Genomic DNA, 722 nt, shown 5'->3' with positions numbered 1-722 from the left:
TTAAGAGTCTAGGTGGACAGCCTACCGAACAAAGCATTTCTATCTCAACTATCAACGGAATTTGTAGCTGTATTGCCGGAAGAGGTTTTGCCGCTTTTGAAATTTGTGCAGAGCCCTTGTTTGATAGCTTTAAAACACTTTCTGCGAATCCAGCAGCAGCGTAACCGGGCCATCGTTGCACAGGGAAACCTGCATATGGGTTTGGAAGCGGCCGGTGGCCACGTTCAGGCCGTGGGCGCGTAGCAGCTCTGCGGTATGCAGATACAGGGCTTCGGCCTGCGCGGCGGGGGCGGCTTGGGAGAAGGAAGGGCGGCGGCCGCTGCGTGCATCGGCGTAGAGGGTGAATTGGGAAACCAGCAATACGGATCCGCCGACGTCTTTCAGCGATAAATTCAGCTTGCCGGCTTCGTCTTCGAAAATCCGCAGGTTGGCGGCTTTGTCGGCGATGTAGCGGGCATCGGCTTCGGTATCGCTGTGGGTAATGCCGAGCAGTATCATAAATCCGTGTTCGATGGCGCCGCTGGTTTCGCGGCACTCGGGTTCGATGACATCTACTCGGGCATGGGTGACTTTTTGGATAACGGCGCGCATGGTGTGTCCTGGAATTGGGGGTTAGTGAAATAGGGCGGTTGTTATCGTTATTGACCGCTTGTGACTTGTATTGAGCGTGTAGGTTAGTCCTTGGGTGCGGCTTCGCTGCCTTGTCCCATTCTGTGTTATTC

Annotated in this window: 1 protein-coding gene; it reads right to left on the bottom strand. The window is 54.7% G+C overall.

Annotated elements, in window-relative coordinates; all coding sequences use genetic code 11:
* Positions 1-129: 129 nt before the first annotated feature.
* Complete coding sequence (gene dtd / locus BDE01S_RS10870; protein WP_066081489.1) at positions 130-591, bottom strand: D-aminoacyl-tRNA deacylase; 462 nt, start codon at positions 589-591, stop codon at positions 130-132.
* Between the last annotated feature and the right edge of the window lie 131 nt (positions 592-722).

The organism is Bergeriella denitrificans NBRC 102155 (assembly GCF_001592185.1).
Classification (GTDB): Bacteria; Pseudomonadota; Gammaproteobacteria; order Burkholderiales; family Neisseriaceae; genus Neisseria; species Neisseria denitrificans.
Note: the sequence above shows the minus strand (reverse complement) of the source record. Positions and strands in the feature narration are given on the sequence as shown.

Excerpts from the sequence above, each read along its gene's own strand:
- dtd (WP_066081489.1), bottom strand. The coding sequence starts at position 591 with ATGCGCGCCGTTATCCAAAAAGTCACCCATGCCCGAGTAGATGTCATC.